Here is a 22,302-nt window from a genome sequence, read left to right on the forward strand (position 1 = left end):
ACGACATCGCCGCGCACATCGCCGCGCTCGGCGCCGACCAACCCGCCGCCTCCGCCGCGGCCGCCCCGCCCCGCCGAGGCCGCCGCCGAGGCGGCCGGGCCGGTGCCGGTCGCCGTGGTCGGGATCGGCTGCCGGCTGCCCGGCGCGGACGGCCCCGAGGAGTTCTGGCGGCTGCTGACCGGCGGCGTCGACGCCGTCCGCGAAGTCCCCGCCGACCGCTGGGACGCCGACGCCCTCTACGACCCCGACATCACCGTGCCCGGCCGGATGAACACCAAGTGGGGCGGCTTCCTCGACGACATCGAGGGCTTCGACGCCGAGTTCCACGGCATCTCCTCCCGCGAGGCCGAACGGATGGACCCGCAGCAGCGGCTCGCCCTCGACACCGCCTGGGAGGCCCTGGAGGACGCCGGCATCCCCGCCGGCCGGCTGGCCGGCACCCGCACCGGCGTGTTCATGGGCGTCTCCACCTTCGACCACGGCACCGCGCTGTGGAGCTCCTTCGAAGGCATCCAGCCCTACGACGGCACCGGCGGCGCGCTCAGCATCATCGCCAACCGGATCTCCTACGGCCTCAACCTGCAGGGCCCCAGCCTGGTCGTCGACACCGCCTGCTCGTCCTCGCTGGTCGCCGTCCACCTCGCCTGCCAGGCCCTGCGCACTGGCGAGGCCGACCTCGCCCTGGCCGGCGGCGTCAACGTCATCACCAGCCCGCGGATCGCGCTCAGCTTCAGCCGGAGCGGACTGATGGCCGCCGACGGCCGCTGCAAGCCCTTCGACCACCGCGCCGACGGCTACGTGCGCAGCGAGGGCGCCGGCATCGTCGTCCTCAAGCCGCTGCCCCGGGCACTGGCCGACGGCGACCGGATCTACGCGGTGATCCGCGGCGGCGCCGTCAACCAGGACGGCCGCACCAACGGCCTCACCGCACCCAACGGGCCCTCCCAGCGGGCCGTCCTCCGGGACGCCTACCGGGCCGCCGCCCTGCCCGTCGCCGACATCGGCTACGTCGAGGCGCACGGCACCGGCACCGCCGTCGGCGACCCGATCGAGGTCGCCGCGCTGGCCGCCGTGCTCGGCGACGGCCGGCCCGCCGGACGGCCGCTGCGGATCGGCTCCGTCAAGTCCAACGTCGGCCACCTGGAGGCCGCCGCCGGGATCACCGGCCTGATCAAGACCGCGCTGGCCGTCCACCACCGGCAGCTCCCGCCGACCGTCCACTACGAGAAGCCCAACCCGATGCTCGGCCTGGACGCCGTCCCGGTCGCCGTGGTCGCCGACAACGAGCCGTGGCCCGCGCTGGACGACGGGCGGCCCGCCCCCGCCGGCGTGTCCTCCTTCGGCTTCGGCGGCACCAACGCCCACCTGGTGCTCACCGCCGCCCCGCCCGCCGCCGACCCCGACCCCGGACCGGGGCCGGACGGCGAGGCCGCGCCGCTGCTCGTCCCCGTCTCCGCGCGCTCCGCCGAGGCGCTGCGCCGCCGCGCCGCCGCCTGGTCCGCGGAGGCCCGCGCCCACGCCGGGGACCCGCACTGGACGGCCCGCGCCGCCGCGGCCGCCGCGCTGCGCACCGACCACGGCCCGCACCGCGCCACCGTGGTCGCCGCCGACCCGGCCGGGCTCGCCGACGGCCTGGCCGCCGTCGCCGCCGGCGCGCCCGCCGCGGGCGTCGCCGGGCCGCGCCCGGTGGCCCGCCAGGAACCCAAGGTGGCGCTGGTCTTCCCCGGCCAGGGCGCGCAGCGGCCCGGCATGGGCCGCCGGCTGGCCGCCGCCGTCCCCGCCTTCCGCGACGCCATCCGGGAGGCCGACGCCGCGATCGCCCGCCACCTGGGCCGCTCGCTGTGGAGCGACGCCGACGGGCTGGTCGTCTCCGGCACCGCCGAGGTGCAGCCCGCCCTGTTCGCCACCCAGGTCGCGCTGGCCGCCACCCTGCGCTCCTGGGGCCTGGCCCCGGCCGGCGTGATCGGCCACAGCATGGGCGAGATCGCCGCCGCCCAGGTCTCCGGGGCGCTCCCGCTCGCCGACGCCGCGCAACTCGTCTGCGAACGCAGCCGGCTGCTCACCGAGATCTCCGGACAGGGCGGCCTCGCCCTGGTCGAGCTCGGCGCGGACGACGCCGCCCGGCTGGTCGCCGGCCGCGAGCACGAACTGTCCGTGGCCGCGCTCAACGGACCCCGGGCCACCGTGCTGTCCGGCACCGTGCCCGCGCTGGAGGACGTGCTCGCGCAGCTCGCCGGCCGCGGCGTGTTCGCCCGCCGGATCGCCGTCGAGTTCGCCGCCCACAGCCCCCAGGTCGAACCCCTGCAGCCCCGGCTGCGCCGCGCCCTGGACGGGCTGCGGCCCGGCCCCGCCGAGGTCGAGCTGTACTCGACCGTCACCGGCGGGCCCGTCGACGGGCGCGAGCTCGGCCCCGAGTACTGGGTGACCAACGTCCGCGCGCCCGTCCGCTTCGGGCCCGCGCTCGGCCGGCTGCTCGCCGACGGCTACACCGCCTTCGTCGAGATCACCCCGCACCCGGTGCTGGCCCGCCCCGTCCTCGACCACCTGGAGGACGCCGGCCGGACCGACGCGCTGGTGGTCTCCGCACTCCGCCGCGACCAGGACGAACCCGCCGCGCTGCTCGGCGCGCTCGGCGCCCTGCACACCGCCGGCTGCCCCGTCGACTGGCAGGCCCTGCACCCCGGCACCCCCGCCCACACCCCGCTGCCCCGGCACGGCTGGCAGCGCCGGCCGTTCCCGCTCGCCCGCCCCGGCCGCGGCGCCCCCGGCCGGAGCGCCGACGGCGGCCTGCTCGGCGCACGGATCCCGGTCGGCGTCGACCCCGGCCTGCGGCTCTGGGAGCTGCCGATCGGCCTCGACACCGCACCCGAACTCGCCGACCACCTGGTCGAGGACGTCCCGCTGGTGGCCGGCGCCTACTGGCTCACCGCCGCCGCCCGGGCCGCCGCGGCCACCACCGGCGGTGCGCCGGCGGTACTGCGCGAGGTCGCCTTCGCCCAGCCCTGCCCGCTCGGCGAGGAGGACGGCAACCCCGTGCTCCAGCTGAGCGTCCGGCCCGGCCCGGACGGGCGGCAGCACTTCGCCGTCACCTCCTGCCCGCCCGCCGGAAGCCCCGTCACCCACGCCACCGGCACCCTCGGCACCACCGCCGACACCGAACCGCCCACCGCCCCCGGCACCCCCGAGGACCTCGCCCGGCGCTGCCCCGAGGACCTGCCCGTCGACACCCTGTACGAGCGGCTGGCCGCCGCCGGACTGCGCTACGGCCCGCGCTTCCGCGCCGTCGAACGGCTCACCGTCGGCGACGGCGAGGCGCTCGCCCTGGTCCGGCTGCCCGCCGGACTCGCCGCCGGCCCGCCCCCGCTGCACCCGGCGCTGCTCGACGCCTGCCTGCACACCGTGGCCGCGGCCGGCGCCGACGCCGCCCGCGACGGCGCCCTGCCGCTGCCCGTCGGCGCCGACCTGGTCCGCTCCCGGCAGGACGGAACGGCCCTGCGCGAAGCCTGGTGCCACGCCGTGGTCCGGCACGCCGACGGCCGCGAGATCACCGCCGACGTCGCCGTGCTCGCCCCCGACGGCACCCCCGTCTGGTCCGCCACCGGCTTCCGGCTGCGCCTCGCCGCACCGCGCCGCCCCGAGGACGGCCGGGTCCACGAGACCCGCTGGCAGCCCTACGGGCCCGGGCCGCCGCCGACCCCGGCCGCTGGCTGCTGCTCGCCGACGACGCCTCCCGGCCGCTCGCCCGCGCCCTCGCCGCCCGGCTGGAACGCGACGGCGCCCGCACCCGGGTGGCGCCGCCGACCCCGGCACCGCCGCCGTGCTCGCCGCCGTCGACGCCGGCGGACCGCTGCGCGGCGTCGTCGACACCCGCGCCGCCGCACCCGCCGCCGACGAGCCGGCCGCCGCCCTGCACACCCGGACGGCCGCCGCCCTGCACCTCGCCCAGCAGCTCACCGGCCGGGAGTGGAGCACCGGCGCCCCGCCCCGGCTCTGGCTGCTCACCGCCGGCACCCAGGCCCCGAACGCCCGCCCCGAGGACGGCGCGCCCACCGGCGCCGCCCTGTGGGGCCTCGGCCGGACCATCCACAACGAGCACCCCGACAGCGGCTGCTCACTGCTCGACCTGCCGTCCGCCGCCGGCCCCGCCGACCTCGACGCCGCCGCCACCGCGCTGCTGGCGGCCGAACCCCCGGTCCAGGCCGCCGTGCACGCCGGGGCACTGCTCGCCCCGGTGCTCGCCGACGCCGCCCGCACCGGGACGGCCGGCGGCGGACCGCTGCGCCCCGACCGCACGTACGTGATCACCGGCGGCCTCGGCGCGCTCGGCCTGCGGGTGGCCCGCCGGCTGGCCGACCGCGGCGCCCGGCACCTGCTGCTGCTCGGCCGCGGCGAGCCCTCCGAGCAGGCCCGGCGGCGGATCGCCGAACTGGCCGCCGACGGCTGCCGGGCCCGGACCGCCGCCGTCGACGTCGCCGACCGGGAGGCGCTGCGCGCCGCCCTGCCCGGCACGGACGGCGCGGACGGCACCGACGGCCTGCCGCCGGTCGGCGGCGTGGTCCACCTGGCCGGCGTCCTCGACGACGCGCTGCTGGCCGACGTCACCGGGCCCGCGCTGACCCGCGTCCTGGCCGGCAAGGCGGCCGGCGCCTGGCACCTGCACGAGCTGACCCGCGACCACCCGGTCGAGACCTTCGTGCTGTTCTCCTCGCTGGCCGGCCTGATCGGCTCGCCCGGCCAGGGCGCCTACGCCGCCGCCAACACCTTCCTGGACGCCCTCGCCGCGCACCGGGCCGCCCTCGGCCTGCCCGGCCGCAGCATCGCCTGGGGCACCTGGGCCGGCGACACCCTCGCCGCCACCGGCGGCGGCACCGACCGGCTCGCCGCCCGCGGCGTGCCCCCGCTCGACCCGGACACCGCGATCCGGCTGATGGACGAGGCCGTCGGCGGCCGGCACCCGCAGACTGCCGTCTTCGCCCTCGTCCCCGACCGGCTGGCCGCGGCCGGCGTCTGGCCCGCCGCCCGCGAGCTGCTCGCCCCGCTGCTGCCGCAGGGCGGCGCCGACGGCGGCCGCGGCGCCGCCCGGCCGTGCGCGAGGAACTGCTGGCCGCCGACACCCCGGCGCAGCGCTCCCGGGTCCTCGCCGAGCACCTCACCGAGCAGGTGCGGCAGGTCCTGCGGGCCCGGCCCGGCCAGGTCGCCGCGGACGTGCCGTTCCAGAACCTCGGCTTCGACTCGCTGATGGCGATCGAACTCCGCGGCCGCCTGGAGACGGCGCTCGGCCTGCGGCTCTCCGCGACGCTGGTGTACGCGTACCCCACCGTCGAGGCGCTCACCGAGCAACTGCTCGCCCGACTGGAGCCGCCCGCCGGCCCGGCCGCCGCACCCGCCGCCGCGGCGCCCGCGGCACCCGGGCGCCGGCCGGGCCGCCCACCACCCCGGCCGACCTGGCCGGCCTGGACGACGCACAGGTCGCGGCCCTGCTCGCGGCCGAGCTGGATGCGTTCGAAGCGGAGGGGGAGATATGACCGCACCCACCGCCGCCGGCCAACGGCGGCTGCTGGAACAGGCGTTGATCAAACTGCAGGACGCGCGGGCCCGGCTCGCCGCGGCCGAGCAGCGCCGCACCGAACCGCTCGCCGTGGTCGGCGCGGCCGTCCGCGCCCCGGCGGCGTCGAGGACCTCGACGCGCTGTGGCGGCTGCTCGACGCCGGCACCGACGCCGTCACCCCGTGGCTCGACGACCCGGCAGGCCGCCGCGACGGCACCGGCCGCCCGACCGGCCTGATGTCCGGTCAACTGGCCCGCGTCGACGGCTTCGACGCCGCCTTCTTCGGCATCGGCTCCGAGGAGGCCGACCGGATGGACCCCCAGCAGCGCCTGGTGCTGGAGGCCGCCTGGGAGGCCGTCGAGGACGCCGGACTGCCCGTGGAACGCCTCCGCGAACGCAGCACCGGCGTCTTCCTCGGCCTGTACGGCGCCGACTACCTGAACGCCCAGCTCGCCGGCCAGGCCGACATCACCGCCTGGACCGCCCCCGGCGGCGCCCACAGCATCGCCGCCAACCGGCTCTCCTACCTGCTCGACCTGCACGGCCCCAGCCTGGCCGTGGACACCGCCTGCTCCTCCTCGCTGGTCGCCCTGCACCTGGCGGCCCGCGCGCTGCGCGCCGGCGAGTGCGACTTCGCCCTGGTCGGCGGGGTCAACCTGGTCCTCGCCGAGTCGATGATGAACGCCACCGGCAAGGTGCTGCCGCTGGCCACCGGCGGACGCTGCCGCACCTTCGACGCCGCCGCCGACGGCATCGTCCGCTCCGAGGGCTGCGGCATCCTGCTGCTGGAACGGCTGTCCGACGCGCGCGCCCACGGCCGGCGCGTCCGCGGCGTGGTCCGCGGCACCGCCGTCAACCACAACGGCCGCGCCAACGGCCTCACCGCGCCCAGCCCCCGCGCCCAGGGCGAACTGCTGCGCCGCGCCCTCGACGACGCCGCCGCCGACGCCGCCGACGTGCTGTACGTGGAGGCGCACGGCACCGGCACCAGGCTCGGCGACCCGATCGAGGTGGAGGCGCTGCGCGAGGTGTACGGCGCCGGCGAACAGCCGTGCGCGATCGGCTCGGTGAAGACCAACTTCGGTCACCAGGAGGCCGCCGCGGGCATCATCGGCCTGCTCAAGGCCCTGCTGGTGCTCGACCGCGGCCAGGTCCCGCCGCACCTGCACCTGGAGCGGCTCAACCCCGAGATCGACCTCGACGGCAGCCGGCTCACCGTGCCGACGGTGCCGACCGCCCTGCCCGAACGGCCCGGACGGCTGGCCGCCGTCAGCTCCTTCGGCTTCGGCGGCACCAACGCGCACGTCATCCTCGAAGGCCCGCCCGGGCCCGCCGCCCCGCCGGAGCCGCCGCCCGCCCCGCCCGGCCGGCTGCTGCTGCCGCTGTCGGCGCGCAGCGCGCCCGCGCTCGGCCGGCTGGCCGCCGCGTACGCCGAACGGCTGGCCGGCCTGGACGACGCGGCGGCGGCCGAACTCTGCGCCGCCGCCGTCCACGGCCGCAGCCACCACGCCTACCGGATCGCGCCGGCCGGCGCCGACGCGGCCGCGCTGGCCGCCGAACTCGCCGCCGTGTGGCCCGAGTTCCTGCGCCCGCACCCCGCCGGGCACCGGGTCGCGTTCGTGTTCAGCGGCCAGGGCACCCAGTGGGCCGGCATGGGCCGCGACCTGCTGGAGCACGAGCCGGTGGTCCGCGCCGAGGCGGAGCGCTGCGACGCCGTGGTCCGCGAACTGGCCGGCTGGTCGGTGCTGGACGAACTCGCCAAGCCCGAACCGCTCAGCCGCATGCACGAGACCGAGATCGCGCAGGTCTGCATCGCCGTCCTGCAACTCGGCCTGGCCGCGCTCTGGCGCTCCTGGGGCGTCGAGCCCGACGCCGTCGCCGGGCACAGCATGGGCGAGATCGTCGCCGCCTGCGCGGCCGGCGCGCTCGACCGCCGGCAGGCCTTCGAGCTGATGATCGCCCGGGCCCGGATCACCGAGGCCGGCGCGCGTGGCGGGGCGATGAGCGGCATCGCGCTGCCGGTCGCCGAGGTCGCCCCGCTGGTCGCCGAGGCCGGCGGCCGGATCGCCGTGGCCGCCGTCAACGGGCCGCGCTCCACCGTCGTCGCCGGCGACCCCGACAAGGTCACCCTGGTCGAGGCCGCCGCCGCCGAACGCGGCGCCCGCACCCGGCGGCTGCCCGTCGAGTACGCCTTCCACAGCCCGCTGCTGGACGGCTGCGACACCGTCCTCGCCGACCGGATGTGGCAGCTCACGCCGCGGGTCGGCGGCCTGCCGCAGTACTCCACCGTCACCGGCGACCGGGTCCGCGCCGCCGACCTCGGCCCCGCGCACTGGGGGCGCAACCTGCGCGAGCCGGTGCTGTTCGCCGGCGCCGTCGACGCGATGGCCCGCGACGGCGTCACCGTCTTCGTGGAGATCGGCCCGCACCCCGTCCTGCAGCGCGACATGGGCGCGGTGCTGGAGGGCCGCGAGGACCGGCACACCGTGGTCGGCAGCCTGCGCCGCGCCGCCCCCGCCCGCGACGCGCTCGGCGAGGCCCTCGGCGAGCTGTACCGGGCCGGCCTGGCGCTGCGCTGGGACGCGGTGCTCCCGCCGCCCGCCCGGCACGTCCCGCTGCCGCCCTACCCGTGGCAGCGCCGCCGCCACTGGTTCGAGCCGCACCCCGTCGTCGGGACCGCCCCGGCCGGGCCGCGGCCCGCCGCCCGGCCGGACGCCGCGGACACCGCGGACGCCGCGCCGACCGCCCGGCAGTTGGCCGACCGCTCGCCCGCCGAACTGGAGGAGACCCTGGTGCGCTACGTGTGCGCCCGGGTCGCCGCCGCGCTCGGACTCGACGCCGACGCCGACATCCCCGTCGACCGGCCGCTGGACGTCCTCGGCCTCGGCTCGCTGGCCATCGTCGAGCTGAAGAACCGGATCGAACGGGACTTCGCCGTCGCCGTGCCGCTCCAGGCACTGCTGGAGGAGGGCACCCCGCTGGCCCTGGCCCGCACCGTCGCCAAGAGCCTGGCCGCCGACGCCGCCTCCGCGGCCGGCCCCGGGCCCGACGACGACCCGACCACCGGAGAGTGAGACCCCGATGCCCATCGCCCCCGACGACCTGCGCCGGGTCACCGCGGAACCGCTCGGCCGCACCCGTCCGGTGCCCGGCGCCCGGCTCCGGCTGATCTGCTTCCCGCACTCCGGCGCCGCACCGGCCGCGCCGCGCTGGGCCCAGGCCGTCGGCCCCGACATCGAGGTGTGGCACGCCGTGCTGCCCGGCCGGGCCGGCCGCGCCGCCGAGCCGTTCGCCACCCGCTGGGAGCCGCTGGTCACCGAGTTCGCCGACGCCGTGCAGGCCCGCGTCGGCGGCCCGTACGCCCTGTTCGGGCAGAGCCTGGGCGCCATGGTCGCCTTCGAGGTGGCCCGCGAACTCCAGCGCCGCGGGGCGCCGCCCGTCCACCTGATCACCGCGGCGAGCGCCGCCCCCGACGACCGGCTGCCCGTCGAGGTGCCCGCCGACGACCAGGAGCTGATCCGCACCGTCGAGCGCCACTACGCCGGGATCCCGGCCGCCGTGCGGGCCGAACCGGACCTGCTCGCCCACTTCCTGCCGCCGCTGCGCGCCGACCTCGAACTGGCCGCCGCCCACCGGTACGCGGCCGGGCCGCCGCTCGGCTGCCCGGTCACCGCGTTCGCCGGCGACCGCGACCGCACGGTGCCGGCCGCCGCACTCGCCGGCTGGCACGGCCACACCGCCGCCGACTGTGAGATCCACCGTCTGGACGGCGGGCACTTCTGCCTCGGCGACCACGAGGAACAGGTGCTGGCGGTCGTCCGCCGGCGCCTGGGCGCCGCCCGGTAACGACCGATGAGGACAGGGGACACCATGACCGCAGAACTGGGGCACCACCCCGAACTGCGCCACAGCCGCATCATGGGGACCGGCTCGTTCCGCCCGCCCCGGGTGGTCGGCAACGCCGAGATCTGCGAACACATCGACTCCAGCGAGGAGTGGATCCTCGCCCGCTCGGGCATCCGCACCCGCCGCTTCGCCGCCCCCGACGAGACCCTCGCCGTGATGGCCGCCGCCGCCGGCGCGGCGGCCCTCGCCGACGCCGGCCTGACCGCCGCCGAGGTGGACAGCGTCATCGTCGCCACCATGTCGCACCGCCTCGGCACCCCGTCGGTGGCGGCCGAGGTCGCCTCCCGGCTGGGCGTCGACTCGCCCGGCGCGCTGGACATCAGCGCCGCCTGCTCCGGCTTCTGCTACGGCACGGCACTGGCCGGCGACCTGGTCCGGGCCGGCAGCGCCGACCACGTCCTGCTGATCGGCGCCGAGCGGATGACCGACATCGTCGACCCCGCCGACCGCACCGCGGCCTTCCTGTTCGCGGACGGCGCCGGCGCGGTCGTCGTCGGCCCGTCCGGGACGCCCGGCATCGGGCCGGTGGTCTGGGGCTCCGACGGCACGCAGGGCGACGTGATCCGGATGTCCCACGCCGGCGCCCCGGCCGGGCAGGAGCAGAGCGGGACCGCGCCCGCGCTGCGGATGCAGGGCCCCACCGTGTACCGCTGGGCGATCTCCGAGATGGGCGACGTCGGCCGGCAGGCCGTCAAGAACGCCGGCCTGACCATGGCCGACATCGACGTGTTCGTCCCGCACCAGGCCAACCGGCGGATCGTCGACGCGCTCGCCAAGTCCCTGGACCTGCGCGAGGACGCGGTGGTGGCCCGCGACGTCGCCGAGTCCGGCAACACCTCCGCCGCCTCCGTCCCGCTGGCCCTCGACCGGCTGCGCAGCGAGGGGTCGGCCGAGTCCGGCGACCTCGCGCTGCTGATCGGCTTCGGCGCGGGCCTGGCCTACGCCGCCCAGGTGGTCCGGCTTCCCTAGCCGCGCCGCGCCCTCCGCACCCCTCAAGGAGTTGTCTTGGCAGAGCAGTTCGACGTGGTCGTGGTGGGCGCACGGGTGGCGGGCTCCCCGCTGGCCGCCTTGCTCGCCCGGCGCGGAGTGAAGGTCGCCGTGCTGGAGCAGGCGACCTTCCCGCAGCCCACGCTCTCCTCCCACATGCTCCAGGCCGACGCGCTGGCGTTCTTCGCCCGCCTCGGCGTCCTCGACCGGATCCGGGCCACCGGCGCCCCGTTCATGACGCGGACCGACACCCGCCTCGGCGACTTCCGGTTCGTCGCGGACTTCCCGACCTTCCCGGGCTCCGTCGGCGGCGCGGCCTGCATCCGCCGCCAGGTGCTGGACCCGATCCTCGCCGACACCGCGGTCGAGGCCGGCGCGGACGTCCGGATGGGCGCCAAGGTGACCGGCCTGCTGGAGGAGCACGGCCGGGTCGCCGGGGTCCGGTTCGTGCACCGCGGCACCGAGTCCCGGATCCGGGCCCGGCTGGTGGTCGGCGCCGACGGCCGGGAGTCGCTGGTCGCCAAGCACACCGGCGCCCGCCGGTACAACGTCACCCGCAACGAACGCTGGTACTACTGGACCTACTTCGAGGGCGCCGACCCGGCCGCGGCGTCGACCTTCGTCTTCCACCGCTGGGACGACCGGCACATCTTCGCCGGGCCCGCCGACAACGGCCTGTACATCGTCGGGGTGTCGCCGCAGAAGGGCGAGAAGGCGGCGTTCCGCGCCGACCGGCAGGAGTCCCTGCTGGACCACGTGCGCAGCTGCGAGCCGGTCGCCGAGGCCCTCGCCGAGGCCAAGGTCGCCGACAAGATCTACGGCATCCTCCGCTTCGACGGCTACTTCCGGGAGCCCTCCGGCCCCGGCTGGGTGCTGCTCGGCGACTCCGGGCACTTCAAGGACCCGGCCGCCGGCCGCGGCATCGCCGACGCCTTCCACCAGGCCGAACACCTGGCGCCCGCGATCGTCCGGGCGCTGCGCGGCCCCGACTCCGAACTCGACCGGGCGACGGCCGCGTTCGGCCGCTGGCGGGACCGCCAGTACGCCGAGTACTACTGGCTGGCCACCGACCTCGGCCGGGAGGGCGACCTGCCGCCGATCGTCGCCGAGGTCGCCGCGAACCTGTACGCCAAGGGCGAGATAGGCGCGTTCCTCGACCTGTTCAGCCACCGGGCCGGCCCGTCGCAGGCGATCTCGCCGGGCCGGGTGCTCGCCGCGACCGCCCGCCGGCTCGCCAGCCCCGAGAGCGGCCGCGGCGCGTTCGTCCGCGAGCTGGGCGCCACCCTGCGCGAGGAGGTCCGCCGGCGGCGGCGCAGCAGCCGACCGGTCTTCGAACCGCCCGCCGAGCCGGCCGACGCCGGCCGGCGGACCCGGGCCGGCAGCGGCACCGGGCCGACCGAGCGAGGAAGCAGGAGCTCATGACCAGCGCACCGCCGACCACCCTGACCTTCGACCGGACCGTGCCGCGCGCCATCGCCCACCGGCGGGCCGTCGGCGAGGTCTTCGTCACCGACTCCGCCGCGCTCGGCGAGGACGAGTTCCTGCTGGCCTGGCAGATCCCCCGGGCACACAGCCTGTGGGGCGACCGCACCGTGCCCTTCCACGACCCGTTCGCGATCGCCGAGGCCGCCCGGCAGGCCTGCTTCGTGGTGGTCCACCGCCACCTCGGCATCCCGCTCGACCTGCCGTTCAGCCTCCAGCGGTTCAGCTTCCGGGTGGTCTCCGGCCTGGCCCCGCTGCGGGACGGCCAACGAGCCCCGCTGCAGGGCCTGCTGCGCTACCGCACCGTCCGCGAACCGCGCGGCGGCGACCTCGGCAGCATGACCCTCGACGGCGAACTGTCCGTCGACGGCACCCCCGTGATGACCATCGGCGGCGACGTCGTGTTCCTGCCGCGCGGCGACTACGACACCCTGCGGGCCTTCCAGCGGGCCCGCAAGCCGCTCGCCGACATCGCGCCCTGGACGCCGGCCGCGGCCGTCCCGCCCGAGCTGGTCGGGCGGCGCGACGCCCGCAACATCGTGGTCGGCGAACAGACCGCGCAGGGGCGCTGCCCGCTGGTGATCGACCGCAGCCACCCCTCCTACTTCGACCACGACTACGACCACGTGCCGGGCCCGTTCATCGTGGAGGGCTTCCGGCAGGCCGGGCTGCTCGCCGCCGTCCGGGCCGGGCTGCTGCCCTCCCCGGTCGCCGCGTTCACCGCGCTGACCACGACCTTCGCCGACTTCGGCGAGTTCGAGGCGCCGCTGGAGTACTCGGCCGAGCCGACGGCCGGCCCGGACGGCCGGGTCGAGGTCCGGCTGGGCCTGCACCAGTTCGGCGCGGAGCTCGCCGAAGGGCGGATCGAGCTCACCCCGTACCCCTGAGGCCCCCGAGGCCCCGAAGGCCCCGAGGCCGCCCGGGACCGGGGCGGTGCCTCGCCCCCGAAGGAGCGTCACAGTGACAGTCCACCCCGACCAGGCCGGGCGGCAGATCGCCCTGGTCGTCCGGAACCAGATCCACCGCTACGGCATTGAGGGCATGATCCGGGCCGCCACCGGCGCCGCCACGCACACCGTGCGCCGGCTGGGCTTCGGCGGCGAGGACGTGCGCGGCTACCGGGGCGAGCGGCTCGACCTGGTGCTCGCCGCCGCGGCCGACCTGGACCTCGAACCGCTGCGCGAGGCGGTCCGCGCGCTGTGCGCCGACGGTCCCGGCCTGCTGCTGCTGGTCGACGGCCCCGACGCCTGCGACGCGCCGTGGCTGGCCAGCTGCGGCGCGCGGGGCTTCCTCGACTCGACGGACCTGGAACCGTGGACGCTCGCCGACGCGATGGCGGACGTGCTGGCCGGCAAGTTCTTCGTGTCGGCGGCCCTCGCCCAGCGCTTCCTCACCGGCGGCCGCACCGCCGCGCCGGGAGCGCCGCAGCGCGGCCCGGCCGTCCCGCGCTGACCCCGCGGGAGCTGGAGGTGCTGCGGCTGCTCGCGGACGGCCTGAGCAACAAGCAGGTGTCCCGCCGGCTGCTGATCTCCGAGCACGGGGTGAAACGGCTGGTCGGGAACGTGCTGGCCAAGCTGAACTGCCCGAACCGCACGCTCGCGGTGGTCCGGGCGATGGACGACGGCCTGCTGGCGGTCTGACCGCGACGGGCGGAGGGGCGGGTGGCGCGAGGACCGCGCCGCCCGCCCCTCCGTCGTGCCGTCAGCCGGTCAGGGCGGCGACCAGCTCCCGCTTCAGGACCTTGCCGCTGGGGCCGAGCGGGAAGGCGTCCACGAACTCGACCAGCCGCGGGTACTTGTGCGCGGCGATCCGCTCGCGGCACCAGGCGACCAGCTCCGCCCCAGCTCCGGCCCGGGCCGGGCGCCCGCCGCGGTCCGCACCACCGCGCACACCTCCTCGCCCAGCCGGCCGTGCGGCAGGCCGACCACGGCGACCTCGGCGACGGCGGGGTGGCGCATCAGCAGCTCCTCCACCTCGCGCGGGTACACGTTGTAGCCGCCCCGCAGGACCATGTCCTTCTTCCGGTCGACCACCGACAGGTAGCCGTCCTCGTCCTTGACGCCGAGGTCCCCGGAGCGGAACCAGCCGTCCACCAGCACCTCGGCGGTGGCGTCCGGGCGGCCCAGGTAGCCGGCCATCACGCTGTGGCCGCGGATCACGATCTCGCCGACCTCGCCGGCCGGCAGCAGCTCGATCCGGTCGTCCAGGTCGGCGCGGGCGATCTCCGCCTCCATGCCCCACAGCGGCCGGCCGACGGTGCCCGGCCGGGTCGGCCAGGCCCGCTGGTTGTAGGCCACCGAGGTGGCGGTCTCGGTCAGCCCGTAGCCCTCGTAGATCGGGCAGCCGAACACCTCCTGGAACTCCTCCAGGACGCTCACCGGCAGCGCCGACCCGCCGCTGTACACCCGGTCCAGCGGGGGCCGGCGCGGGTCCAGCCGGGCCGCGTCGAGCAGCGCCAGGTACATCGTCGGCACGCCCATCAGCACCGTGCACCGGTGCTCCGCCATCAGCGCCAGCGCCCGGGCCGCGTCGAAGCGCTCCATCAGCACCATGGTGGCGCCGGCCCGGAAGCAGGTCGCCATGCCGCAGATCTGCCCGAAGGAGTGGAACAGCGGCAGGCAGCCCAGCAGCACGTCCTCCGGGCGGAAGTCGAACGGCGACTCCATGCCGACGGTGACGTTCATGGTGAGGTTCAGGTGGGTCAGCATCGCGCCCTTCGGGCGGCCCGTGGTGCCGGAGGTGTACAGCACCAGCGCCACGTCCCCGGGCTCCCGCGGGACCGCCGCGCGGACCGGCTCGGCGCGCTCGGCGAGCACGTCGAGCCGGACCGCGCCGGGCCGCTCCGCGGGCGAGCCGACGGTCAGCAGCGGGACGCCGGCCGCCGCCGCGGCCGGGGCGCCCTCGCCGAGCAGGGCGTCGGCGCACACCAGGGCGGCGCAGCCGGCGTCCCGCAGGACGTACCCGATCTCCTCGGCCTTCAGCAGGGCGTGCACCGGCACCACCGCGGCGCCGGCCGCCAGCGCGCCGAAGTAGGCCGCGGGAAAGGCGAGTTCGTTGCCGATCAGCAGCGCCACCCGGTCGTCGGGCCGGATGCCGGCGCCGGCCAGCGCGGCCGCGAACCGGCGGGCCCGCAGCCACAGCTCCCGGTAGCCGACGGCCTCGGCGCCGAGCACCACCGCCGGGTGGTCGGGGCGCCGGCCGCGGACTCGGCCAGCACCGCCGCCAGGGACAGGGACATGGGGACTCCTCTCGTCGGACGGACGGACGGACGGCCGCCGCCCGGCGGGCCGGGGGCAGTGGGCCGGGTGGTCAGCGGGCGACCGCGGCCGGCTCGCGGGGGAGGCCCAGCTCGGTCCAGATCCCGTCCAGCGCCTCGGCGAACTTCTCCACGTCCGAGGTGGTGTGCGTGGCGGACGGCGCGACCCGGAGGATCTCCTCGCCGGCCCGCACGCTGGGCGCGTTGATCGCCTGCACGTAGATGCCGTGCCGGTCCAGCAGCAGCGCCGACGCCCGCTGGCACTGCAGGTCGTCGCGGACCAGCACCGAGACGATGTGCGACTGCGGCGAGACGAACGGGATGCCGTGGCCGTTCAGCAGCCGGTGCAGCAACCGGGCGTTGGCGGCGAGGCGTTCGCGCTCGGTGTCGCTGGAGCGCAGGTGCTGGACGGCGGCGAGCGCGCCCGCGGCCATCGCCGGCGGCAGCGAGGTGGTGAAGATGAACGGGCGGGAGAAGGAGCGGACCGCCTCCACCAGCGCGGCCGGGCCGGCGATGTAGCCGCCCGCGGTGCCGAAGCCCTTCGCCAGGGTGCCCATCACCACGTCGAAGCCGTCCGCGATGCCCTCCCGGGCGGCGATGCCGGCGCCCTCCGGGCCGTACATGCCGACCGCGTGGACCTCGTCGATGAAGGTGGTCGCCCCGTAGCGGCGGGCCAGTTCGGCGAACTCCGCCAGCGGCGCCACGTCGCCGGACATCGAGTACACCGACTCCAGCACGATCAGCTTCGGCCGCTCCGGGTCGGCGGCGGCGAGCAGCTCCTCCAGGTGGGCGGTGTCGTTGTGACGGAAGATCAGCTTCTCGGCGCCGCTGTGCCGCAGGCCGTCGATGATCGAGGCGTGGTTCAGCGCGTCGGAGAACACCAGGGTGCCGGGCATCCGGCCGGCCAGCACGGTCAGCGCGCCGTCGTTCGCGGTGTAGCCCGAGCTGAAGATCAGCGCCGCCTCCTTCTGGTGCAGCGCGGCGAGCTCCTGCTCCAGCAGGACGTGGTAGTAGTTCGTGCCGCCGATGTTGCGGGAGCCGCCGGAGCCGGCGCCGAACGCGTCGACGGTGTTCTTCATGGCTTCGAGCACGGACGGGTTCTGGCCCATGCCGAGGTAGTCGTTGCTGCACCAGACGCTGATCTCCCGGTCGCCGCCGGGAGCGCCGGTGCGGGCGGTGGCGCTGGGGAACCGGCCGGCCCGCCGGCCGATCTCCAGGAAGGACCGCTTGGCCTGGCCGAGCTGCTCCAGCTCGGCGGTGAAGAAGTCCAGGTGCTGGGTCATCGTGGTCAACTCGCTCTCTGCCGGGCCCGGTCCGGCCCCCGCTCGCGCGCGGGGCCGGACCGGCCGAGGAATGGTCGGTCGATCGATCAGTCGAGCGGGTACCGCTCGCGCAGCACGTTCTTGTCCGGCTTGCCGGAGACGCCGAGCGGCAGTTCGTCGAGGAAGCGGATCTCCTCGGGGGCGTGCACGGGGGTGAGCACCGAGCCGATCCGGGCGCGGATCGCCGCGGCGTCGCGCTGCGCGCCGGGCGCGAGCACCACGGCGGCGTGCACGTGCTCCAGGTTGTCGCGGTCCCGGATGCCGTAGACGGCGACGTCGGCGACACCGGGCAGGGTGGCGATCTCCCGCTCCACCACGGCCGGGTAGATCTTGACGCCGTCGGTCTTCACCACGTCGGCGACCCGGTCCACCAGCGACAGGTAGCCCTGCTCGTCGAGGTGCCCGATGTCGCCGGTGCGGTACCAACCCCCTTGCAGCACCTGGGAGGTGAGCGCCGGGTCGCCCAGGTAGCCGGCCATCAGGTTGGGCGAGCGCACCCACACCTCGCCGACCTCGCCGGCCGGCAGCTCGCCGCCCGACTCCTGGTCGACGACGCGGAGTTCGACCTCCGGGAACGGCCGGCCGACGGTGGTGCGCAGCCGCGGGTCGTCGTGCTCGTGCGGCAGCAGGATGGAGATCCGGCCGGCCTCGGCGCTGCCGTACGCCTGCAGCAGCACCGGGCCGAGCAGCGCCGCGGCCTCCTCCAGCTTGGCCGGGGCGGCCATCACGCCGGTGTAGATCAGCGCCTTCAGGGTGGACAGGTCGGTGCCGCCGGCCTTCACCACCTCCATGGTCCGGTACAGGTGCGGGGTGGCCATGAAGGTCCGGGTGATGCCGTGCCGGGCGATCGCGTCGACCGCCTGCGCGGCGTCGAAGCCCTCGTGCAGCACGACCAGCCCGCCCAGCCGCAGCACCGCGTCGGCGACCGGGCCGACCACGAAGCTCAGCGGGGTGGCGACCAGCACCCGCGGGTCGGGCTCGCCGACCAGCGGCAGGGTGCCGAGGACGGTGCCCTCCCACACCCGGGTAGTGACGCAGACGCCCTTCGGCTTGCCGGTGCTGCCGCTGCTGAACGACAGCAGGGCGAGCTCCTCCGGGTCGCGGACCGGGAGTTCGCCCAGTTCGGCGAGGAGGCCGGCCCGGTCCGCGGCGAGCGGCGCCGCCCCGTCGTCGGAGATCGGCCCGTCCTCGGCGAGGACGAAGCGGCCCGGCGCGCGGTCGGCCAACTGCCGGGCCCGGTCCAGGTTCTCGGCGTCGGTGAACAGCACCTGCGCCGCGGAGTCGAACAGGATCCGCAGCTGCGCGTCCGGCGACAGCACGTACGCGGTGGAACCCGGGTTGGTGCCCCGCACGTAGGTGACGGCGCCGCCGAGCAGGTGCGCGGCGTACCGGACGGTCAGCATCACCGGGCTGTTCGGGGAGACCAGGACCGCCACCGTGCTGCCCGGGCCGACGCCCAGCTTGCGCAGCGCGTGGACGGTGTCGGCCACCCGGCGGGCCAGCCGGCCGGCCGGGACGTCCTGCCCGCGCCAGTGCACGGCGGTGCGGTCCGGGTCGGCGGCCAGGGCCGCCAGGATGGCCAGGGCGTAGCAGTCGTCGGCCGGCCGGGTCACGGAACTTCCCTTGTCTGTCACGGTGTCGTCCATTCCTGATGCGGTGTGATGAGGACTGCTGCGGCCCTCGGCCGACCTCCTCCAGGCTCTCCCGGGGCGGCCGCGGCGCACAGGTGCGATCGGGGCGTCCGAACGTCCGCCCCCGGCCTGCCCGATCGGGTACCCCGGTCGGGCACGCCGGTCGGGCAGGCCGGGCCCGGGCCGGCCCCGGGGAGCGGGGGACGGCGTCCGGGCATGCCAACGGCCCGCGGCGGGCGTGCCGCGGGCCGGCTCGGGGCGGCGGGCGCGCCCGGATCGGGGCGCCCGCCGCGGTGGTCAGTTCGCCAGGGCCCCGGGGAACGGGAGGCCGGTCAGCTGCTCGCTCAGCGCCCGCAGCTGCGCCCGCGCGCCGGCGTCGTAGGCCTGCCAGTTGGCCCGTTCGTCGGAGCGCTGGTTGAAGAACCGGCCGCCGCCGGTGGCCAGTTCGGGGTCGACGATCACCCGCAGGACGTTCGACATGCCCTGCGCGATGGTGGCCTGGGGCGCGAACCGGCCGCGCACCATGTTGGTCGGCATGTACGGCGCCGGGTGTACCGCGTCGGCCGTCACGCCCTGCCCGCGCAGCGCCTCGGTGAGGTCGATGGCGTGCATGACCTGGGCCAGCTTGGACTGGCAGTACGCCTGGATGCCGTCGGGGGTGCGGGTGAGCATCGGGTCGTCGAAGTCGATCGGCGCCTGGCCGAAGGAGGTGACGTTGACGATCCGGGACGGGCCCGAGCGGACGAGCAGCGGGGCCAGCCCGGCGGCCAGCACGTAGCCGGCCAGGTAGTTGACCTGGAAGGTCAGTTCGTGGCCGTCCTCGCTCTCCTCGCGGTGCAGCAGGCCGACGCCGGCGTTGTTCACCAGCGCGTCCAGCCGGTCCAGGCCGGCCACCTGCTCGACCATCCGGTGCACGTCGGACATCCGGGCGAAGTCGGCCAGCACGTAGCTGAGTTTGTCGGGGTCGGTGAGCGGCCGCAGTTCGGCGAGCAGCGCCTCGCCCTTCTCCTTGCTGCGGCCGTGCAGGACGAGGGTCGCCCCGCGGGCGGCGAGTTCGTGGGCGAGGGCGCGGCCGAGGCCGTCGGTGGCGCCGGTGAGGAGGATCGTCTGCTGGTCGATCGGGAGCATGCTGCTGCCTTCCGGTGGCGGTACGGGTTCGGTGCGGCCACGCGCGGGTGTCGGCCACCCGCGGACGCGGTCGGCGGGACAGGCGGGCGGGCGGCGGCGTCGCCGTCCGGGGGCCCAGCAGACAATAACCCCGTTTTCCGCGGGAAGTGACGGAGTGTCAGATTCCGGCTGCCCGCAGCGACGCGTGCGTCTCGGCCGCCACGTCGATCAGTTCCGCGGCGTCCCGGGGGGTGATCTGCAGCTCGACGACGAACTCGTCGATGCCCTCGACGGCCTCCGCGTGCGCGGCGATGTCCTCGGTGATCTGGGCGACGCTGCCGTGGAACAGTTGGCGGTCGGGCCCCCCGATCGGCTCGCGGGTCCACTCGGCGGTGACCCGGACGGTGATGCCCAGCGGGCGCTCCCGCCCGCGCTCGGCCGCCAGGTCGAAGATCGCCTTGTGCTCCTGGACCAGCTTGTCGACGCCGCCGGCCACCGGCATCCAGGCGTCCGCCCGGTCGACCAGCCGCCGCTTGGAGCGCGGGCCGAGGCCGGGCAGCAGGATCGGGATCGGGCCGGCCGGCTTCGGGCCCACCTCGGACGGGGCGATGGTGGTGAACCGCCCCCGGTACGACACCGGATCGGGCCCCCACACGGCGGCGCAGACGTCCAGCAGCTCGTCCAGCAGCTCCCCGCGCCGCTCGAACGGGGTGACCGCGGCCGCCTGCGTCTGGTCGGTGGACCAGCCGGTGCCGAAGCCCGCGGTGAGCCGGCCGCCGCTGGCCGCGTCCAGCGAGGCCAGCGCGCGGGCCAGCGGGAACGGCTGGTGCAGCGGGGCGACCAGCACGCTGGTGCCGAGCCGGGCCCGCTCGGTGACGGCCGCGGCGAGGGACAGCGTCACCAGCGGGTCGGCGCAGCTGCGGAAGTACTCCGGCCAGGGCAGGCCGGGCACGCCGTGGAAGCCCTGGGTCATCGGGGTGGGGAACATGATGACCTCGAACACCCAGAGGCTGTCGTAGCCGACCGCCTCCGCGGCCTTCGCCACGGCCGTCACGTCACGGGCGAGGTCGTACTGCTTCATCTGCGGCAGGCCGAGGCCCAGTTTGATCGTCATGGGGGGCTTCCTTCGTCCGTGGGGGGATGCGCGGGCCGGGGAAGGGCGGGGTGCGCGGGGGCGCTCAGGCGTCCTGCTCGTCGAGGAGGATCGCGGCGGCCGGGCAGATGTCGGCGGCCTCGCGGACCGCGTCGTGCAGGTGGGCCGGCGGCTTCTCGTCGATGACGAGCACCAGGCCGTCCTCGTCGCGCTGGTCGAACACCTCGGGCGCGGTGCGCACGCAGCTGCCGGCGCCGCAGCAGAGTTCCTGGTCGATCTGGACGAGCATGCCTGCTCCCTGGGTCGTGGGCCGGCCCGGGCGGGCCGGCGGGGCGTGGGGTGCTGCCGCCGGGCCGGCGGCGGGCGGGTCGGGCGCCCCGGGTCACCAGGTGACCGGGAGGGCGCCCAGCCCGTAGATCGCCTGGTCGTGGCGGAACGGGACGTCCTCGAAGGGGATCGCCGGCCGCAGGCCGGGCAGCCGGCGGAACAGCGTCTCCAGGGCGATCTGCAGCTCGGCGCGGGCCAGCGGCTGGCCGAGGCACTGGTGGACGCCGAATCCGAACGCGACGTGCCGGTTGGCGTCCCGGCCGAGGTCGAGGGTGTCGCCGCCGGGGAACACCCGCTCGTCCCGGTTGGCGGTGTTGACCAGGCAGAGCACGCCCTCGCCGGCCCGCACCGTCACGCCGCCGACCGCGACGTCCTCGGCGGCGACCCGCGGGATGCCGTTGTGGACGATGGTCAGGTAGCGCAGCAGCTCCTCCACGGCGCCCTTGACCAGGGCCGGTTCGGCGCGCAGCCGGGCCAGCTGGTCCGGGTTGCGCATCAGCACCAGGGCGGAGAGCGCGATCATGTTGGCGGTGGTCTCGTGGCCGGCCACCAGCAGCAGCCGGCCGGTGCTGGCGATCTCGTCGAAGTCGAGCTCGCCCTGCGCGACCAGGCGGCTGATGATGCTGCCGTCCGGCTCGCGCTGCTTGCGCTCGGCGATCCCGGCCAGGTAGGTGAGCAGCTCCTGCTGGGAGCGGCGGACCTCCTCGGCGGTGGCCTGCAGGCTGAACAGCGCGGCGGCGCGCTCCTGGAAGAACCGGTGGTCCTCGTAGGGGACGCCGAGCAGCAGGCAGATCACCACGCTGGGCAGCGGCAGCGCGAAGTCGGCGACCAGGTCGGCCTCCGGGCCGTTCTCGATCATCCGGTCCAGCAGTTCGTCGGTGAGCTGCTGGATCTCCGGGCGCATCGCCTCCACCCGCTTGACCATGAAGTCGGCGGTCAGCATGCGGCGCAGCCGGGCGTGCTCGGGGTCGTCCTGGCGGAAGAACGTGGGCTTCATGGTGCGGACCAGTTCGCGGACGCCGGCGACCAGGTAGGGGAAGCCGTCCCTGGTGCCCTCGGCGCTGAACCGCTTGTCGCCGAGCACCTGCCGGACGTGCTCGTGCTCGGTGATCAGCCAGGCGGAGGTGCCGTCCCAGAGGGTGGCCCGGACGACCGGGTGGGCGGCGCGGGCCCGGTCGACGGCCGGCGGCGGGTCGAACGGGCACTTCGCGGACTTCGGAGCGGGGAAGGCCAGGGCGTCGGCGCGGTCCGCGCTCCCGCTGTCGGTGCGTGCTGAGGTCGTCATGGGGGCAGGCCCTTCCGGGAGCGAGGCGCGGTGCTGCGGTGGCGACCAGCACGCGGGGCGGAGGGGCCCGGCGGCGGTGGCCGGCCGGACGGGAAACAGGCGCTTGCCTTGGATCAAGTGGTTGGCACGCTACTCAGCCCCGGCCGGGAATGGGAAGGCTCGGACGGGCCGCGGCCGAGGGTTGGCTCAAAACCGACGGGCCCCGGCCTGGCCCGGGAACCGCCCGGTGCTGCGACGGGGGCGCTTCCCGGGGCGGAAGGGGCGCGGGTGACTTTCCGTCAGGCCCCCGGTGACTTAAGGAATCCCGTCCTGCCCGGCCGCCGCCGAGGTTACGTTCCTCGGTGCGCGTGCCCCCGCA

The 22,302-nt window shown here is 76.5% G+C and carries 15 protein-coding genes and 1 pseudogene; 9 read left to right on the forward strand and 7 right to left on the reverse strand.

From position 1 onward, the window contains the following. Positions 1–114 precede the first annotated feature (114 nt). The 9 genes and pseudogenes from KCH_RS47265 to KCH_RS44735 form a co-directional block, all read left to right on the forward strand. A pseudogene (locus tag KCH_RS47265) lies at positions 115–3,612 on the forward strand (type I polyketide synthase); the annotation flags it as partial. A gap of 721 nt (positions 3,613–4,333) precedes the next feature. Next, positions 4,334–5,239 (forward strand): KR domain-containing protein, encoded by a 906-nt coding sequence (locus tag KCH_RS47270; RefSeq protein ID WP_425268910.1) that lies wholly within the window; start codon positions 4,334–4,336, stop codon positions 5,237–5,239. After that, positions 5,161–8,622 carry a type I polyketide synthase gene (locus KCH_RS47275; RefSeq protein ID WP_425268911.1) on the forward strand — a complete coding sequence of 1,154 codons (3,462 nt, stop codon included), beginning with the start codon at positions 5,161–5,163 and terminating at the stop codon, positions 8,620–8,622. Before KCH_RS47270 ends, KCH_RS47275 begins: the two co-directional genes overlap by 79 nt. Before the next feature lie 7 nt (positions 8,623–8,629). Further along, entirely contained in the window at positions 8,630–9,394 is a 765-nt protein-coding gene (locus KCH_RS21210; protein ID WP_051653294.1) for a thioesterase II family protein, read from the forward strand. A 24-nt stretch (positions 9,395–9,418) separates the two neighbouring features. After that, positions 9,419–10,423 (forward strand): beta-ketoacyl-ACP synthase III, encoded by a 1,005-nt coding sequence (locus KCH_RS21215; RefSeq protein WP_035865191.1) that lies wholly within the window; start codon positions 9,419–9,421, stop codon positions 10,421–10,423. 36 nt (positions 10,424–10,459) lie between these two features. Further along, complete coding sequence (locus tag KCH_RS21220; RefSeq protein WP_051653295.1) at positions 10,460–11,863, forward strand: NAD(P)/FAD-dependent oxidoreductase; 1,404 nt, start codon at positions 10,460–10,462, stop codon at positions 11,861–11,863. Beyond that, positions 11,860–12,810: an AfsA-related hotdog domain-containing protein gene (locus KCH_RS21225; protein ID WP_051653296.1), complete on the forward strand. Its 951-nt coding sequence runs from the start codon at positions 11,860–11,862 to the stop codon at positions 12,808–12,810. Before KCH_RS21220 ends, KCH_RS21225 begins: the two co-directional genes overlap by 4 nt. A 73-nt stretch (positions 12,811–12,883) precedes the next feature. Beyond that, positions 12,884–13,375: a hypothetical protein gene (locus KCH_RS44730; protein ID WP_035865194.1), complete on the forward strand. Its 492-nt coding sequence runs from the start codon at positions 12,884–12,886 to the stop codon at positions 13,373–13,375. Between the two features lie 17 nt (positions 13,376–13,392). Further along, on the forward strand, positions 13,393–13,563 hold the full coding sequence (locus KCH_RS44735; RefSeq protein WP_244305385.1) for a response regulator transcription factor: 171 nt from the start codon (positions 13,393–13,395) through the stop codon (positions 13,561–13,563). A 93-nt stretch (positions 13,564–13,656) separates the two neighbouring features. Here KCH_RS44735 and KCH_RS21240 read toward each other — a convergent pair whose 3' ends face one another. The 7 genes from KCH_RS21240 to KCH_RS21270 form a co-directional block, all read right to left on the reverse strand. Next, positions 13,657–15,099 carry an AMP-binding protein gene (locus KCH_RS21240; RefSeq protein WP_341865398.1) on the reverse strand — a complete coding sequence of 481 codons (1,443 nt, stop codon included), beginning with the start codon at positions 15,097–15,099 and terminating at the stop codon, positions 13,657–13,659. Positions 15,100–15,232: 133 nt separating this feature from the next. Next, a complete protein-coding gene (hemA, locus tag KCH_RS21245; protein ID WP_035865196.1) occupies positions 15,233–16,462 on the reverse strand; it encodes a 5-aminolevulinate synthase in 1,230 nt (409 codons plus the stop codon). A gap of 86 nt (positions 16,463–16,548) precedes the next feature. Beyond that, on the reverse strand, positions 16,549–18,114 hold the full coding sequence (locus tag KCH_RS21250; protein ID WP_035865197.1) for a class I adenylate-forming enzyme family protein: 1,566 nt from the start codon (positions 18,112–18,114) through the stop codon (positions 16,549–16,551). 315 nt (positions 18,115–18,429) lie between these two features. Beyond that, positions 18,430–19,260: an SDR family NAD(P)-dependent oxidoreductase gene (locus KCH_RS21255; RefSeq protein ID WP_035865198.1), complete on the reverse strand. Its 831-nt coding sequence runs from the start codon at positions 19,258–19,260 to the stop codon at positions 18,430–18,432. Positions 19,261–19,417: 157 nt separating this feature from the next. Beyond that, entirely contained in the window at positions 19,418–20,353 is a 936-nt protein-coding gene (locus KCH_RS21260; protein WP_035865199.1) for a TIGR03619 family F420-dependent LLM class oxidoreductase, read from the reverse strand. Positions 20,354–20,417: 64 nt separating this feature from the next. Then, a complete protein-coding gene (locus tag KCH_RS21265) occupies positions 20,418–20,621 on the reverse strand; it encodes a ferredoxin (RefSeq protein WP_035865201.1) in 204 nt (67 codons plus the stop codon). A gap of 93 nt (positions 20,622–20,714) precedes the next feature. Continuing rightward, on the reverse strand, positions 20,715–21,944 hold the full coding sequence (locus tag KCH_RS21270) for a cytochrome P450 (protein ID WP_035865203.1): 1,230 nt from the start codon (positions 21,942–21,944) through the stop codon (positions 20,715–20,717). Positions 21,945–22,302 lie beyond the last annotated feature (358 nt).

It is taken from the genome of Kitasatospora cheerisanensis KCTC 2395 (genome assembly GCF_000696185.1).
GTDB classification, from domain to species: domain Bacteria; phylum Actinomycetota; class Actinomycetes; order Streptomycetales; family Streptomycetaceae; genus Kitasatospora; species Kitasatospora cheerisanensis.